14 protein-coding genes are annotated in these 15,192 nt (G+C 49.6%); 8 read left to right on the top strand and 6 right to left on the bottom strand.

The window, feature by feature from the left end:
- Positions 1-13: 13 nt before the first annotated feature.
- Together ligA and zipA are read right to left on the bottom strand one after the other, a co-directional pair.
- Positions 14-2,044, bottom strand: coding sequence for an NAD-dependent DNA ligase LigA (gene ligA, locus ACMHKJ_RS08145; RefSeq protein ID WP_413492994.1), 2,031 nt, complete (start codon positions 2,042-2,044; stop codon positions 14-16).
- Positions 2,045-2,143: 99 nt separating this feature from the next.
- Positions 2,144-3,112 carry a cell division protein ZipA gene (zipA, locus tag ACMHKJ_RS08140; protein WP_413493314.1) on the bottom strand — a complete coding sequence of 323 codons (969 nt, stop codon included), beginning with the start codon at positions 3,110-3,112 and terminating at the stop codon, positions 2,144-2,146.
- A gap of 233 nt (positions 3,113-3,345) precedes the next feature.
- Here zipA and cysZ point away from each other — a divergent pair, with 233 nt between their 5' ends.
- The 7 genes from cysZ (at position 3,346) to uspF (ending at position 9,703) form a co-directional block, all read left to right on the top strand.
- A complete protein-coding gene (gene cysZ, locus ACMHKJ_RS08135) occupies positions 3,346-4,098 on the top strand; it encodes a sulfate transporter CysZ (RefSeq protein WP_413492992.1) in 753 nt (250 codons plus the stop codon).
- A gap of 218 nt (positions 4,099-4,316) precedes the next feature.
- Complete coding sequence (cysK, locus tag ACMHKJ_RS08130; RefSeq protein WP_067360859.1) at positions 4,317-5,273, top strand: cysteine synthase A; 957 nt, start codon at positions 4,317-4,319, stop codon at positions 5,271-5,273.
- 283 nt (positions 5,274-5,556) lie between these two features.
- Positions 5,557-5,814, top strand: a complete 258-nt coding sequence (ptsH, locus tag ACMHKJ_RS08125; protein WP_067360856.1) for a phosphocarrier protein Hpr — start codon at positions 5,557-5,559, stop codon at positions 5,812-5,814.
- Between the two features lie 123 nt (positions 5,815-5,937).
- Positions 5,938-7,662, top strand: a complete 1,725-nt coding sequence (gene ptsI, locus ACMHKJ_RS08120; RefSeq protein ID WP_413492990.1) for a phosphoenolpyruvate-protein phosphotransferase PtsI — start codon at positions 5,938-5,940, stop codon at positions 7,660-7,662.
- 101 nt (positions 7,663-7,763) lie between these two features.
- Complete coding sequence (crr, locus tag ACMHKJ_RS08115; protein ID WP_067404936.1) at positions 7,764-8,273, top strand: PTS glucose transporter subunit IIA; 510 nt, start codon at positions 7,764-7,766, stop codon at positions 8,271-8,273.
- A gap of 354 nt (positions 8,274-8,627) precedes the next feature.
- The gene (locus ACMHKJ_RS08110) at positions 8,628-8,975 is read left to right on the top strand and encodes a DUF3024 domain-containing protein (protein WP_413492988.1); all 348 of its coding nucleotides are present in this window, start codon (positions 8,628-8,630) and stop codon (positions 8,973-8,975) included.
- Positions 8,976-9,268: 293 nt separating this feature from the next.
- Positions 9,269-9,703: a universal stress protein UspF gene (gene uspF / locus ACMHKJ_RS08105; RefSeq protein WP_067404930.1), complete on the top strand. Its 435-nt coding sequence runs from the start codon at positions 9,269-9,271 to the stop codon at positions 9,701-9,703.
- A 60-nt stretch (positions 9,704-9,763) separates the two neighbouring features.
- Here the strand turns inward: uspF and ACMHKJ_RS08100 are convergent, their stop codons facing one another.
- From ACMHKJ_RS08100 to ACMHKJ_RS08090, 3 genes are all read right to left on the bottom strand, one after another.
- Positions 9,764-10,702 carry an alpha/beta hydrolase gene (locus tag ACMHKJ_RS08100; protein ID WP_413492986.1) on the bottom strand — a complete coding sequence of 313 codons (939 nt, stop codon included), beginning with the start codon at positions 10,700-10,702 and terminating at the stop codon, positions 9,764-9,766.
- 128 nt (positions 10,703-10,830) lie between these two features.
- The gene (locus ACMHKJ_RS08095; RefSeq protein ID WP_413492985.1) at positions 10,831-11,589 is read right to left on the bottom strand and encodes a GNAT family N-acetyltransferase; all 759 of its coding nucleotides are present in this window, start codon (positions 11,587-11,589) and stop codon (positions 10,831-10,833) included.
- Positions 11,590-11,688: 99 nt separating this feature from the next.
- Positions 11,689-12,864 (bottom strand): benzoate/H(+) symporter BenE family transporter, encoded by a 1,176-nt coding sequence (locus tag ACMHKJ_RS08090; RefSeq protein WP_413492983.1) that lies wholly within the window; start codon positions 12,862-12,864, stop codon positions 11,689-11,691.
- A gap of 93 nt (positions 12,865-12,957) precedes the next feature.
- On the opposite strand from ACMHKJ_RS08090, the gene ACMHKJ_RS08085 reads away from it, so the two are divergent.
- Positions 12,958-13,530 carry a helix-turn-helix domain-containing protein gene (locus ACMHKJ_RS08085; RefSeq protein ID WP_413492981.1) on the top strand — a complete coding sequence of 191 codons (573 nt, stop codon included), beginning with the start codon at positions 12,958-12,960 and terminating at the stop codon, positions 13,528-13,530.
- A 64-nt stretch (positions 13,531-13,594) separates the two neighbouring features.
- Here the strand turns inward: ACMHKJ_RS08085 and ACMHKJ_RS08080 are convergent, their stop codons facing one another.
- Positions 13,595-15,190, bottom strand: a complete 1,596-nt coding sequence (locus ACMHKJ_RS08080; protein WP_413492979.1) for a UxaA family hydrolase — start codon at positions 15,188-15,190, stop codon at positions 13,595-13,597.
- Positions 15,191-15,192 lie beyond the last annotated feature (2 nt).

Raw genomic sequence — 15,192 nt, 5'->3', positions numbered from 1 at the left:
TCCGTTCAGAACATCAGTTCAGCATTGCGATAAATTCATTTTCATCTATCACGCGAACGCCCAGTTCTTCGGCTTTTGCCCGTTTAGAGCCCGCCGCTTCACCGGCAATCACAAGGTCGGTTTTCTTAGACACACTGCCGGTCACTTTTGCCCCCAGCGCAGTCAGACGATCTTTTGCCTCATCACGGGTCAGTATCTGTAATGACCCGGTCAGTACCACGACTTTTCCGGCAAACGGATTATCCAGCGCGGCAGCATCCACAGCCACAACCTCCGGCCAGTGAATGCCGATATTTTGTGTCAGATCGGTAATCACCTCCCGGTTATGCGTTTCCCGCAGGAAATTCACAACATGCTTTGCAACTACGTCTCCCACATCCGGTACTGTTTTCAGTACATCAGTATCTGCGGCCTGTAATGCACCAAGGGTTCTAAAGTGCTCCGCCAGGTTCGCTGCCGTGGACTCTCCGACTTCACGGATCCCCAGTGCATAAAGAAAGCGGGCAAATGTGGTCTGCTTTGAAGCCGCCAGTGCATCAGTTAGTTTTTCCGCCGATTTTGGTCCCATCCGGTCCAGCCCCGTGAGTTTTCCCGGGGTCAGGCGCCATAAATCTGCCGGTGTCTGTACATATTCAGCGTCCACCAACTGATCGATGATTTTATCACCCAGCCCGTCCACATCCATGGCACGGCGGGAGACAAAGTGCTTGAGCGCTTCTTTGCGCTGAGCACCGCAAATCAGCCCGCCGGTACAGCGCGCCACCGCTTCGCCTTCGACCCGCTCAATATCAGACCCGCACACCGGGCAGTGCAGCGGGAAGACTATCTCACGCGCATCAGAGGGACGCTCTGATTCAACCACGCCCACAACCTGCGGAATAACATCACCGGCACGGCGGATAACTACGGTATCGCCGATTTTAAGCCCCAGGCGGCTGATTTCATCTGCATTATGCAGTGAGGCATTACTGACGATGACACCCGCCACCAGAACCGGTTCAAGGCGTGCCACAGGGGTAATTGCCCCTGTCCTGCCGACCTGGAATTCCACATCGCGGACAATCGTCATCTGCTCCTGCGCCGGGAATTTAAACGCGGTTGCCCAGCGCGGTGCGCGGGATACAAAGCCCAGTATTTCCTGCTGCGCGACAGAGTCCACTTTTATGACCACACCGTCGATATCAAAACCCAGTTGCGGACGACTCTCTTCCACCTGATGATAAAAATCCAGTACCGCCTGACTGCCGGTGCAGCGCTGAACCCGGTCACTGACCGGTAATCCCCACTCTTTAAATTGTTGCAGGCGATCATAATGGCTGCCGGGCAACACTGCGCCCTCAGTTACACCAACGCCGTAACAGAAAAAGGTCAGCGGGCGTTTGGCGGTAATACGCGGATCAAGCTGACGCAATGAACCGGCAGCCGCATTACGCGGATTGGCAAATACTTTCCCGCCGGTGCGCCGGGCTTCGTCATTCATCGCCTCAAAACCCTTCAGCGGCATAAAGACTTCCCCGCGGATCTCAATACGATCCGGGATATTATCCCCGCGTAGTTTCAGCGGAATAGCGCGGATAGTCCGGACATTTGCCGTAATATTTTCGCCGGTAGTACCGTCACCCCGGGTCGCCGCCTGAATCAGGCTACCGTTGACATAAAGCAGACTGACCGCCAGACCATCCAGTTTCAGTTCACAGCAAAATGTCAGATCCTGTGCATCTTTCAGGCGATCGCGTACCCGGTTGTCAAATGCCAGATAGCTCTCTTCATCGAACACATTATCGAGTGACAGCATAGGAATTTCATGGCGCACCTGCTCAAATGCACTCAGCGGTGCCGCACCGACACGCTGTGTCGGAGAATCAGGGGTGATCAATGCCGGATTTTCCGCTTCCATCGCTTTCAGGCGCTGCATCAGGCGGTCATATTCCACATCCGGTACCTGCGGGTTATCCAGCACATGATAACAGTACTCGTGATGGCGCAGCGTGGCGCGCAGTTGTTCTATATCGTTTTCGATGTTGTTTTCGTTATTTTTTGGCATGATCGTTATCTGTCAGTCTGTTTTATACCTGATTATACCTGACTACAGCTAAAAAAAACCCCCGGCAAGCGGGGGTTTGATAATGCATTGTTATATCCGTCAGGACTGAGTGCTGACAAGGACTTTCCTGATACGCGCTTTATACACCTCAATTTTTTGTGGTGTTAATATTCTGCGTTCATCATCAAGTACCACGCCGCCCACGTCAGAGGCGATACGCTGTCCGGCCTGCAACATCAGCTTAAAGTTCTGATTCGCGTCGCCGTAAGACGGTACCATCATAAACATCGCCACACCGGGTGTTTCAATGGCGTCCATCTGCTCGGGCACAAAGGTTCCCGGATTCACCATATTTGCCAGACTGAACAGCACAGGTCCGCTGCCCGCAGGATCAACATGGCGGTGATAAATGTTCATAGCTCCGAAACGAAAACCCGCCTGTTCGACAGCAATACGCAATGTCTCACCGGCGATAAGCTGTCCCTGATGCGCAGCAACAAACAACGCCAGCACCAGTTCTTTTTCCGCGCCGCTGTTTTTAGCAGCAGGCTGTTCCTGCTCCTGCGGTGCAGATACGGGCGCAGGTTCATTATCATTATCCTGCGGCGCATCCGGCTCTGCTGTTTCTGCCGCAGTAATCACAGCACCGGTAGTCAGCACTTGCGGAACAGGCTCAGTGTGAGTTTCCTGCTCCATAGCATCAAATAAACCAATCTGTGGCTCAGATTCAGAGGATTTAGCCGGACGGCGTTCAGCAGCCGCTTTCGGCAAAACGGAAGGCACCACCGGCTCTGACGGCGGATACATATTATCACCCGCAGATAACAGAGGATCCTGTGAGTCGGTCTGCACCGGCGTATTTTCCGGCAAAGCAGAATGACGGGAACCCCGCGCCTCTGACTGTTCATCAGCGGCATCATCCTGCGGTTCGTGTTTTCGACGCTTCATGGGACGCGCGCGAAACAGGGATGAGCGCTCTTTGCGGCTCGTCCACAGTCCGTGAAGTAACAAGGCGATGATTGCTACCGCACCCACAACGATTAATATCAGACGCAAATCTTGCATCAGTGCTATCTCTGTTGTTTAAATTAAAGGCCACCATGGCAAAATACTATCATTTGATTACCAGAGTATTTGTCAACGATGTTAAGTTCAAGTCCCGGCACGCATTTCTTGCAATAAAGATCATTTAATTGCTCTTTCTGACTGATTTACATCCTGACATTTCGTTGGCGGTAAGACAAATTTTTTGTTTCGTCTGTTAGTATAACGTTTTCCAATCATAGGAGTGAATAGGAAGTATGATAAATCCTGTCAGGTCGCTCAGCGGCTTTGCGTATGTCGCACAAGGATGGCGGCTGATGATGCGTCCGGGTATCCGGGCCTTTGTTATTTTACCGCTGCTCGCCAATATTATTGTTATGGGCGGTGCGCTCTGGTGGCTGTTCAGCCGGTTCGGCGGCTGGATCTCATGGCTGATGGCAAAAATTCCGGGCTGGCTACAATGGCTGGACTACCTTATATGGCCGGTTGCCGTCCTATCCATTTTATTAGTATTTACCTATTTTTTCAGTACGATAGCTAATATTATTGCCTCTCCGTTTAACGGTTGGCTGGCAGAAAAACTGGAAGCAGAGCTTACCGGACGCCCGGCGCCTGATCAGGGCTATGCGGATTTGGTAAAAGATATTCCGCGTATTCTGAAACGGGAAATGGTCAAATTACTGTATTACATTCCCCGCGCCCTTATTCTTCTGGTTCTGTTTTTCATTCCCGGTATTGGTCAGACGGTAGCCCCGGTGCTCTGGTTTATTTTTGGTGCCTGGATGATGTCGGTTCAGTACGGCGATTTCCCGTTCGATAACCATAAAATCAGTTTTCCGGAGATGAAACAGACGCTGCGCCGCGATAACATGACCAGCCTCCAGTTCGGCTCACTGGTCAGCGTGCTGACTATGATCCCGTTTGTGAACCTGTTTATTATGCCGGCTGCGGTCTGCGGCGCCACTGCGCTGTGGGTGGACCGCTACCGCACACAGTTTGTCCGCGACTGATAACCCGCCATTTCCCCGCGCAGGGCGGTAATTATTCCGCCCTGCCGTTTTTTTTTCGCCTTACCACTTACCATAAGTGTCGATTATATATTCCATTGAGATATAACGAATCTATATAGTTATAAGGTTAGATCGATTATGTATTTCCTTTCCCTCTGCCAGAGGGTAATGTTGATTCATATTTAGTCCGATTATGAATAACCGTTTAAGGAAAACCGATGAGTAAGATATATGAAGATAATTCGTTAACCATTGGTCATACGCCGCTGGTTCGCCTGAAGCATTTCGGCCACGGTAATATTCTGGCGAAAGTCGAGTCCCGTAACCCGAGTTTCAGTGTGAAATGCCGTATCGGTGCCAATATGATCTGGGATGCAGAAAAGCGCGGGATCTTAAAACCGGGTGTGGAACTGGTTGAACCAACCAGTGGTAACACAGGAATTGCGCTGGCTTATGTTGCAGCTGCCCGGGGTTATAAACTGACTCTGACCATGCCCGATACCATGAGTATTGAGCGCCGCAAACTGCTGAAAGCACTGGGTGCTGACCTGGTACTGACCGAAGGTGCAAAGGGCATGAAAGGCGCGATTGAAAAAGCGGATGAAATCAGCGCACGCGACCCGTCCCGCTATATCGTTTTACAACAGTTCAGCAACCCGGCAAACCCGGCTATCCATGAAAAAACCACCGGCCCGGAAATCTGGGAAGACACTGACGGTAATGTTGATGTGATTGTGGCGGGTGTCGGTACCGGCGGAACCATCACCGGTATTGCCCGCTACCTGAAAAACATCAAAGGCAAAAAAGACGTGACAATCGTCGCGGTTGAACCGGAAGATTCACCGGTTATCACCCAGGCGCTGGCCGGTGAAGAAATCAAACCCGGTCCGCACAAAATTCAGGGCATTGGCGCAGGATTTATCCCGGGCAACCTGGATTTATCCCTGATCGACCGTGTCGAGCTGGTCAGTAATGAAGACGCCTTTGCCACCGCCCGCAAACTGATGGAGCGCGAAGGTATTCTCGCCGGTATCTCTTCCGGCGCGGCAGTCATTGCCGCTGAACGTCTGGCAAAAGAAGATAAATTTAAAGGCAAAAATATTGTGGTTATCCTGCCATCTTCCGGTGAGCGTTATCTGAGTACAGCATTATTCGCCGATATTGACGAAAAATAATCGACTGAACGGATTCAGTTCCCGTCCTGTCTGACACCGAAAGCACCCTCTCCGGGTGCTTTTTTTGTGCAACAGATCAAATTTTGACACTCTCCGGGGTGATTTTTGCGCGGTTGTTTAGTATTAAAAATGTAATTATTTCACAGCCCAAAATAATGACACCGATAACGTATGTCGAATCTCCGGGTTGTGCTATTTTATCTGCTCCGGCTATGATTACAGTAATACACACTAAATAACCGCCATAACCGCCGGCAAAAATTACTAACGATGAGGTAACCCTATGTATCAGCAAGAAGTCACCATTACGGCACCTAACGGTCTGCATACACGCCCTGCGGCTCAGTTTGTCAAAGAAGCAAAAACATTCACATCTGACATTACACTGACTTCCGGCGGCAAAAGCGCCAGCGCGAAAAGCCTGTTCAAGCTGCAAACATTAGGTCTGACTCAGGGCACCGTTGTGACTATCGCCGCAGAAGGCGAAGATGAGCAGAAAGCAGTGGAACATCTCGTCAAACTGATGGGTGAGCTGGAGTAATCCGCTAACCGTCCTCCCTGTCAGGATCCCTGAACCTGTTTAACGGGCTCAGGGATTACCCGTTTCCGGGTACGCACACACCCGCTGTGCTGCGCTCCCCCAGTAAGCTGAAAGGTATTTATTATGGTTTCAGGAATCTCTGTTTCACCGGGTATCGCTTTTGGTAAAGCGTTGTTACTCAAAGAAGAACCTATCATTATCAGCCAGAAATCGATTTCTGCTGAACAGATTGATGCTGAAATCCGGCGTTTTACCGACGGTCGCGATAAAGCGTCCGTGCAGCTGAATGCAATCAAAGAAATGGCAGAAAAAAGTCTCGGTGCTGATAAAGCTGATATTTTTGAAGGCCACATCATGCTGCTCGAAGATGAAGAGCTGGAAAATGAAATCGTCGATATCATCAAAAGCAAGAGAACGGCTGATTACGCCGCTAATCATGTGATTGAAGAACAGGCGATTGCCCTTGAAGGTCTGGACGATGAATACCTGAAAGAGCGCGCCGCTGATGTCCGTGATATCGGCAAGCGCCTGCTGAAAAATATTCTCGGTATGCCTATCGTTGACCTGAGCGCCATTTCTGAACAAGTGATTTTAGTCTCCAAAGATCTGACTCCGTCAGAAACCGCGCAGCTCAATCTGAAAAACGTGCTGGGCTTTATTACCGATATCGGCGGACGTACATCTCATACATCAATCATGGCACGCTCGCTGGAAATCCCGGCGATTGTCGGCACAGTGAATGCCACTGAAAATATTAAAAGCGGCGATTATCTGATCCTGGATGCCGTCAATAACCAGATTTATCTTCAGCCATCTGACGATGACATCGAGCGCATGAAAGAGGTGCGTGATGATTATCTGGCTGAAAAAGCAGAACTGGCAAAACTCAAAGATCTCCCTGCTATCACTCTGGACGGACATCAGGTCGAAGTGTGTGCGAATATCGGGACCGTACGCGATATGCCGGGTGCTGAGCGCAACGGTGCAGAAGGCGTCGGTTTATACCGCACCGAGTTCCTGTTTATGGACCGGGATTCCCTGCCGACCGAAGAAGAACAGTTCCGCGCCTATAAAGACGTCGCACAGGCGATGCCGGATGAAGCGATTATTGTCCGCACTATGGACATCGGCGGTGACAAAGACCTGCCGTATATGAATCTGCCGAAAGAGGAAAACCCGTTCCTCGGCTGGCGTGCAATCCGTATCTGTTTTGATCGCCGTGAAATTCTTGATACTCAGTTGCGTGCGATTTTACGTGCCTCTGTTTTCGGAAAATTGCGCATCATGTTCCCGATGGTGATTTCCGTCGAAGAAGTCCGCGAACTCAACAAAATCGTGGCAGAAATGAAACAGCAATTACGTGACGAGCAGAAACCTTTTGATGAAACTATCGAAGTTGGTATCATGGTCGAAACCCCGGCGGCGGCAGTGAATGCACGTCACATTGCAAAAGAAGTTGATTTTTTCAGTATTGGAACCAACGACCTGACGCAGTATACTCTGGCAGTGGATCGCGGAAATGAACTGATTTCCCACCTCTATAACCCGATGTCTCCTGCGGTGCTGAACCTTATCAAACAAGTCATTGATGCTTCCCATGCGGAAGGAAAATGGACAGGTATGTGCGGTGAGCTGGCGGGTGATGAGCGTGCAACATTATTGTTGCTGGGCATGGGTTTAGATGAATTTAGTATGAGTCCGATAGCTATTCCGCGTATCAAAAAGCTGATCCGTAATACCCATTACGAAGATGCGAAAACGCTGGCGGAACTGGCACTGACGCAGCCTACGGCCACAGAACTGATGGCGTTGGTGGAGACATTCACCAAAGAAAAAACGCTGTGCTGAACATCAGATTTGAAAACCGGGTTCTGAGGATCCGGTTTTTGAAAACATTGCACTAAGCCAAATTCACGCCCGGTCCCGTATCAACACTTAGGAGAGTATTCATGGGTCTGTTTGACAAACTGAAATCATTGGTTTCAGACGATAAAAAAGACAGCGGCACGATTGAGATCGTAGCCCCGCTTTCTGGTGAGATTGTGAATATCGAAGATGTGCCTGACGTTGTATTTGCTGAAAAAATTGTTGGTGATGGTATTGCCATCAAACCTTCGGGTAACAAAATTGTCGCACCGGTTGACGGTACTATCGGCAAGATTTTTGAAACCAATCACGCGTTCTCTATTGAGTCGGACAGCGGGATTGAGCTGTTTGTTCACTTTGGTATCGACACCGTTGAACTCAAAGGTGAAGGCTTCAAACGTATTGCGGAAGAAGGTCAGCGCGTACAGAAAGGTGATTTAGTGCTTGAGTTTGACCTGGCACTGCTGGAAGAAAAAGCCAAATCCACACTGACACCGGTGGTTATTTCCAATATGGATGAGATAAAAGAGATGGTCAAAATGACCGGCTCTGTCACTGTCGGTGAGACGGTGATTATTAAAATCAAAAAATAAGCCGATTCTGACCTGCGTCTGAATCCGGTAAAAGGGCGGCTTTCTCAGGAAAGCCGTTTTTTTATGCATTCCCTTACTTTTCTGCCCCTGTCACATGACTATCCCGCCTTTTCCCTCCCCTGTTAGCCGTTCGTTTTCCTTTGATTGATTAATATAGTTGTATAGTTATATGCCCGTTAAAAGGATAGCCCGGAAAAGTATTTCTCAGCCCCGTGAAATGCGCTAACATGATCTCCCGTGGCGGTCCCCGAATCACGCAGATAATGCTCTGCCTGAAATGACCTTATCAATCAGCATAAACCGGTTGATATCGCGGGTTGTTCTAATTTTCGTTCGTCACAAAATGGTAATGCTATGGAATTTAACTCAGTTCAGACACAGCAGATAAAACAAAATATGCGCCTGTTTACCGAGCGCCTCTGGCCGAATGGTCATATCCCTGATGAATTTGATGTTCAGTACCGCACCGATGACAACAACGTACTGATTTATCAGAAACAACTCGTTTGCCCGTGCGGCTCCCCGCAAATCATTGAAAAACAAATTGCCCGGCTGACGTGGTCAGAATCGGAAGATACCTGGCAACTTTTTTATGTGGAAAATAACAAATGGCAGGTCTGGCCGGACAGCACTCCCGGCACACTGACCGCCCAGCTGAAACTGATCCTTGATGATAAATCCGATCGTTTCATTTTTAATTAATTACCACATCACACAATTAAGCCCCGCTAAGGGGTTTAATTGTGAAGTATGATCGTTTTCACGTATAGTGCATCAAACACCGGCTATTATTGCGTTTAAGTATATATCCAACGTCATTCAGGATGCAGGCAGGCGGCAAGCACCGACCGCCGGGGAGCATAGATCAGTATGTGACCCGGCTGTCATCGTTCCGCCAACGAACCTGCTGTTTGAATGAATAAGGGTATAGTTTAGTACACTGGTTTGATTCAGTGACCAGTCAGTTAAACCTGCTTTCAGATTGAGGGGCATGTATGTATAAAACGATTATTGTACCAATCGATATTTCAGAAACCGGGCTTACCCGCGAAGTAATTCCGACGATTCAGACATTAGCCAAATTTGAAAACGCAAAAATTCACTTTATCAGCGTCATTCCGTCGTTCTCACATTTTGCTTCTTTTGGTATCGCTTACGCTGCAACACTGCCGGAAAAAGATGAGATCTTAGACAGCGCAAAAGAGCAACTGGCGAAAATGATCAGTGATTTCGGACTACCACCGGAGCAGGTTGAGCTGCATGTGGTATCCGGTTCACCAAAAGATCAGATCCTGAAGCTGGCTGATACCCTGGAAAGTGACCTGATTGTCATCAGCTCACGCCGCCCGGATATGTCGACTTACCTGCTAGGCTCCAATGCTGCGGCTGTTGTACGTTACGCACACACCTCTGTCCTGGTTGTCCGCTGATTGCCGGTAATGCCTGACTAAACGCCCGTTTTTACGGGCGTTTGTTTTATATACCCAACGTCATTCAGAATACTGTCCGTCATACCAGTCCCCGATAGTCGTCAGAATCTGAGTTATCTGTCGATGCCCTTGTGCATCTTTAAAGTAATGATCCAGGTTATCAAAGGTCTTAAACGTCACCTGCGGATTCACGACGTCTTTCTGCATCTGTTTAAATGACGGAACATTCACATTGGTATCATTCAGCGTCTGAATAACCAAAACAGGTTTTTTCTGATCGTTTAATACCTGCTGTGTATCCACGCTCAAAAACTCACGCCACCAGCGAACACCATGCTGACTGACCAGTAAATCGCCCGGAACTTCATTTTTCTTCACCGCATCCGTAAATTCAACAAAGCCGGTAATATCGTCCTCTGTCAAAGGTGCCGGGCCACGCCGGAAGCTGTACGTGACATCATCAAGGAAATAGCGTCCGCCGCCGTTAACCGCAACCACGGCGCTGACAACCGGGGAAGTCAGTCCCACATGTTCTGCCACTGTGGCGCCTTCACTTCCGCCCAACACCACCACAGAGTCATAATTCCCTTTCAGCCGGTTCAGTACAGTCGTGTAATCACTGACGCGTACAGAAAGCCTATCATTAAACATGGTTTCCACCGGACAATCTTCCCGCACACCCTCGCTGTCATCATACGCCAGCGCATCCGTAATGCCGTATTTCTCCACCAGCAGAATGTCATGACCCGAAAATGTACCGCCGAATGTATCAACCATAAAGCGGTTGTTTTTCGCACTGTTACAGTCGGAGCCCTGAATCAGCACTAATAATTTGCGGGTTGGTTTTGCCTGCTGATGCAAAATATAATAACGGGCTTCACTGCCGTCCTGCCGCGCCAGTGAACCGGACTGAACAGCCCCGGGCGAAATATCAGCCCATCCTGCTGCTGACATAAACATGCAGCCCGTCAGCAGAAAACGGCATATACTCTTATTCATTCAAACTGCAGGTTCGTTGGCTACGCTCAGTCAGCCGGGTCACATACTGATGTATGCTCCCCGGCGGTCGGAGCTTGCCGCCTGCCTGCATCCTGAATGACGTTGGGTATAGTGCTTTCATGATGTATTTACCCTTTAATATAAAAACAGTACTCAAACAGTGTCCGGAAGCCGTGTTTTTTATATAATCCCAGACCTTCAGTGGAGGCTTCCAGGTAGCAATCACTTACTCCCCGTGTACGGCACAGTATCAGTGCGTTATCCAGCAACAATGATGCGAACCCTTTTCCCTGAAAAGCAGGAATAGTCCCCAGATCGTCAATCCGCGCCGCACTATTCAGGACAGAGAGTGTCATGCAACTCACCGGTTCATTATCATATATCAGCACAAAGTGGTGCAGTTCGGTGCCTTTTTCCATAGCACGCTGATGATAACTGATGTAATCGCTGATAATACTGAAATCAGGCGTATCATCTGTCGGAAATGCGGCTTCCAGCGGAGTAGCCCAGAGAGTGAGCTGATCATTTACTTCGCGGACTTCACACCCCTGCGGCAGTACAGATAAAGGCTGCCACTGTGCAATATTCAGGTACATCGCGCTGGTTTCACCATCCGCTTCATAACCGCCTGTCACAATCTGCGGATGCAACCTTTCTGCTACCGTTTTTTCCGCAATCAGACAGTGTGGCTTGCTGCCATTATCAAAAACAGCCTGCGCCTGTGCCAGATCCGTTTTTCCCGCACCGGCCTGTAAATAAATATAATTAAAAACCGGGACCGGCAACGGCGTCAGGTAGCACTGCGCATATTCGCTGATATCAGTATATGACTGCGCAATGTTGCGCCAGAAATGGCGTTCAGTCGCCAGATAACCTTGTAAACTCATGCTTTCTCCGCTTCCGGTAAGACAGGTGTTTAATTGATACAGCCTATAGCATGGCTAATCACATACATTATTTCTATATTAAGGTGATACACAGCCCCTTTACCGCCGGTGCCTGACCAGAAGATAATGTGCCGCAATCCCGCCGAGTAATCCCCAGAATGCAGAGCTTATTCCCAGTAATGTTATTCCGGATGCGGTCAGTAAAAAGCAGATAACCGCGGCATCCCGCCCGTTTTCATCAGCCAGTGACTGATGCAGACTGTTCATCAGGGTTGTCAGCAGGGCAAGCCCTGCAAGCACATGAATGAGCACTGTCGGAAAGCCGTTAAATAACATAAAGATGGCTCCGCCAAAAACACCTGCCAGCAGATAAAACGCTCCCGCCCAGACCGATGCAATATAGCGTTTAGCCGGATCCGGATGAACATCCGGCGCCATACAGACGGCAGCCGTGATCGCGGCGATGCAGATACTGAACCCGCCCCATGGCGCAAGTATCAGCGCCGCCAGAGAGGACCAGGTGAGCAATACTGAGGTATGCGGAGGATAGCCATTCGCCTGTAAAATGGCAATGCCCGGTGCGTTCTGTGAGGCCAGTGAGACAATAAAAAACGGGATCCCGACACTGACAACGGATGTCAGGGTGAATTCCGGCATCACAAATGACGGCAGCGTAAATAGTGCGCCGCTCTGAACGAAATGCAGTTCGCCACGCAACGCGGCAACAGTAATCCCCGTTATCAGTGTGGCAATAATGGCATACAGCGGAAACCGGCCGCGTGTCAGAACATAAGCAGCAAGCATCGCGGCACAGAGAATAAAATTAACCTCAAGTGCATCAAACGCATTCAGTCCGAAACGCAGCAGGATCCCCGCCAGCATCGCTGAAGCAATAGTGCGGGGAATATGCGCCATCAGCCGTGCAAAAATACCGGTGATACCACAAAGAAACATCAGACCGGAGGCAAAAATAAACACACCGACGGCTTCATTTATGGTCACACCGGACAAACTGGTCACCAGCAGGGCTATCCCGGGTGTCGACCATGCGGTCAGAACCGGCATTTTGTACCACAGTGACAACCCGATCGTTGTCACCCCCATACCGATACCCAGCATCATCAGCCAACTACCGGTCTGCGCAGCATCAAGCCCTGCCACATCCAGCGCCTGCAAAATAATCGCCACTGAACTGGCATAGCCGATCAGTACCGCAACCAGCCCTGTCATCATCATTGCTGGTGAAAAGGCACGAAAAAATGTTAACTTACTCATAGGTACACACCATCGGATGTTATAACGGACGACGCGAGCGTATCACCGGATGCTATAACGGACAATGTATTTCAGCAGGAATAAATTTATTTTATGCAGGACATCACACCGACCATTGCCGGAACCTTTAAACAGCTGCGGGCAGAGCGCGGACTGAGCCTCAGTCAGGCGGCACTGCTTACCGGGGTCAGCAAAGCCATGCTCGGACAGATAGAGCGCGGGCAATCCAGCCCGACTGTCGCGACACTCTGGAAAATTGCCACCGGGTTTAATATCGCATTTTCTGTTTTTCTGGAAGGCGCACAACCACAGCCTGAGCCGGAACTGCACCGTTTCGCACAGTTGCCGGTATTCGAACAAACCCGTTCCGGGATGCGCGTAACCCCGCTTGTTCCGTTTGATGATGAATTACGGGTCGATTTATTAAAAATTGATTTACTGCCCGGCGCACTCAGTGAGTCCGGTGCTCATGAAAAAGGCGTCATTGAGCATGTGATTGTGATGGATGGTGTATTGCAATTACGGCTGGGTGATGAGTGGCATGCTGTCAGTGCGGGGGAGTCATTGCGCTTTCATGCCGATATTCCCCACGCTTATGCCAATCCGGGAGAGAGTATTGTGACATTGCATAACCTGATCCACTATCCGCAACCGAAAACTGAATAAACAAAAAAGCGGGGTCAGACTATCCCCGCTTTCAATTATTCCCGGTGTGGCTTTTGTTTTTCTTTTATAAATCGAGTGAGCGTTTCCACAGCATAAAGTCAAACTGTTCCAGGCGATCGGCTTTCACCCTGTACTCCCCTCCGGCTGTTTCAATCACCCGCTCAAATAATCCTTCACTGATAACCGGCAACGGTACACCATCAATAACCGGCCCGCAGTCGTAGTCGATCATGTCAGACAGACGCTGTGCAATCGCACTGTTTGTCGAAATTTTCAGCACCGGTACTATCGGGTTACCTGTCGGTGTTCCGAGTCCGGTTGAAAAAATAACCACATTGCATCCTGCTGCCACAAGCCCGGTGACGGCATCCACATCATTTCCCGGCGTGCAGACCAGCGATAATCCGCTGTCCGGCATCGGCTCTGCATAATCACACACGGCACTGATCGGGGCAGTTCCACCCTTCTTCGCCGCTCCGGTTGATTTTATTGCATCCGTAATTAATCCGTCAGCAATATTGCCGGGGCTTGGGTTATCCGCAATTGTCGTATCAAAGAAATTCGCTGTTTTTTCATACGCAGACATCAGACTGAGAAATTTTTTCTTATCTTCCATGCGGATACAACGTCTGACAATATCCCCTTCCGCACCGCACAATTCCGGAAATTCTGCCAGCCCGGATGCCCCGCCCAGAGTGACCAGCCAGTCAGAGACCAATCCCATCGCCGGGTTACCCGAAATACCTGAAAATCCGTCAGATGCCCCGCATTTTACGCCGAGTTTAAGATATGACAGAGGCACATCCGTGCGCGCCTGCGGTTTTACCGCTTTCATGCATTCATAAGTCTGCTTCAGCGCTGTCTGCATCATCTCTTCTTCGCTGTTCCATTCCTGCTGCCGGAAATAGAGCGCCGGTTTATTAAAATAAGGATTCCGCTCAGTCAGTGACTCTTTGAACATCTTACGCTGTGCTTTTTCACAGCCTAAACTGAACACAGTAATACCGATAACATTCGGATGATCCGCATATGCGGCAAGTACATCACACATGGTTTTACTGTCGGATGTTGCGCCGCCGCAACCACTGGTAACCGTAATGCAGCGCACGCCTTCGATATGCGGAAACAGTTTTGGTTTCACTGACAATATCTGCTCACCGGCGGTTAAATCCAGCGCAAAGCTTTTCAGGCTGTTATTGGTGTAACCGAGTGCATCATTGAGGGCATCGGTCAGTTTGGTGACGTTGCGGTTTTCACAAAATACCAGCGGGAAAATTAACCAGTAATTTGCTGTCCCCACCCGTCCGTCATCACGGACATAGCCTTTAAATGTCCGGTTTTGCCAGGCGGAAACATCCGGCGCGTGCCAGTCAATGGTTCCGGCATCATCGGCAGAAACCGGTGCGGCATAGTGGCGGATGTTATCAACAGTGATAGCTTCTCCTTTGGCAATCGGTTTTGTTGCTTTACCGACAGACGTACCGTACATAGAAACAATTGCGCCTTCTGCGACATCTTCCAGAGCAAATTTATGTTTGGCACGGACATCCGTTACCAGGGTAATCGTTTCATCTCCCCAGTGATACACTTCACCGGCATGCAAATCTTTCAGAGCAACAACTAAATTATCAGTTTCATCAATACGAAGTATCTTTTGCATAA

The sequence above is a fragment of the Morganella psychrotolerans genome (assembly GCF_965118875.1).
In the GTDB taxonomy this organism is placed as follows: Bacteria; Pseudomonadota; Gammaproteobacteria; order Enterobacterales; family Enterobacteriaceae; genus Morganella; species Morganella psychrotolerans_C.
The sequence above is the reverse complement of the archived record's forward strand: the minus strand, read 5'-3'. Positions and strand labels throughout refer to the sequence as shown.

Excerpts from the sequence above, each read along its gene's own strand:
- ptsH (WP_067360856.1), top strand. The coding sequence starts at position 5,557 with ATGTATCAGCAAGAAGTCACCATTACGGCACCTAACGGTCTGCATACA.
- ptsI (WP_413492990.1), top strand. The coding sequence starts at position 5,938 with ATGGTTTCAGGAATCTCTGTTTCACCGGGTATCGCTTTTGGTAAAGCG.
- cysK (WP_067360859.1), top strand. The coding sequence starts at position 4,317 with ATGAGTAAGATATATGAAGATAATTCGTTAACCATTGGTCATACGCCG.
- crr (WP_067404936.1), top strand. The coding sequence starts at position 7,764 with ATGGGTCTGTTTGACAAACTGAAATCATTGGTTTCAGACGATAAAAAA.
- ACMHKJ_RS08095 (WP_413492985.1), bottom strand. The coding sequence starts at position 11,589 with ATGAGTTTACAAGGTTATCTGGCGACTGAACGCCATTTCTGGCGCAAC.
- ACMHKJ_RS08090 (WP_413492983.1), bottom strand. The coding sequence starts at position 12,864 with ATGAGTAAGTTAACATTTTTTCGTGCCTTTTCACCAGCAATGATGATG.
- ACMHKJ_RS08085 (WP_413492981.1), top strand. The coding sequence starts at position 12,958 with ATGCAGGACATCACACCGACCATTGCCGGAACCTTTAAACAGCTGCGG.
- ACMHKJ_RS08100 (WP_413492986.1), bottom strand. The coding sequence starts at position 10,702 with ATGAATAAGAGTATATGCCGTTTTCTGCTGACGGGCTGCATGTTTATG.
- cysZ (WP_413492992.1), top strand. The coding sequence starts at position 3,346 with ATGATAAATCCTGTCAGGTCGCTCAGCGGCTTTGCGTATGTCGCACAA.
- uspF (WP_067404930.1), top strand. The coding sequence starts at position 9,269 with ATGTATAAAACGATTATTGTACCAATCGATATTTCAGAAACCGGGCTT.
- ACMHKJ_RS08110 (WP_413492988.1), top strand. The coding sequence starts at position 8,628 with ATGGAATTTAACTCAGTTCAGACACAGCAGATAAAACAAAATATGCGC.
- ligA (WP_413492994.1), bottom strand. The coding sequence starts at position 2,044 with ATGCCAAAAAATAACGAAAACAACATCGAAAACGATATAGAACAACTG.
- ACMHKJ_RS08080 (WP_413492979.1), bottom strand. The coding sequence starts at position 15,190 with ATGCAAAAGATACTTCGTATTGATGAAACTGATAATTTAGTTGTTGCT.